This is a genomic window from Rhizobium ecuadorense, assembly GCF_001187535.1.
GTDB lineage: Bacteria > Pseudomonadota > Alphaproteobacteria > Rhizobiales > Rhizobiaceae > Rhizobium > Rhizobium ecuadorense.
Genome location: NZ_LFIO01000792.1, coordinates 1 through 296, shown reverse-complemented (window position 1 = coordinate 296; position 296 = coordinate 1). Strand labels below are relative to the sequence as shown.

1 protein-coding gene is annotated in these 296 nt (G+C 59.5%); it reads right to left on the bottom strand.

The window, feature by feature from the left end:
• Positions 1–296 (bottom strand): aldehyde dehydrogenase family protein (locus tag AF337_RS13965; protein WP_152971074.1); only part of this gene is annotated, 296 nt, incomplete at both ends.

The following is a 296-nucleotide window of genomic DNA, read 5'->3' as shown; positions in this document are numbered from 1 at the left end:
GCGTTTATGAACGCGTCGAGGCCGGGGCCATCGATTGCGATGATGAGGCCTGGATTGGTGCAGAACTGACCGGCTCCCAAGGTCAAGGAGGACGCAAACGATTTCCCGATCGCTTCCGCGTTGTTCCGCAGGGCGTTCGGGAAAAGAATAACGGGATTGATGCTGCTCATTTCGGCGTAGACCGGAATTGGCTGCTTCCGCTCCGAGGCAATCTTCATCAGCGCGGTTCCGCCGCGCCGGGAGCCCGTAAAGCCCACTGCACGTATCCGATGATCGGCGACCAGCATCTGTCCAAC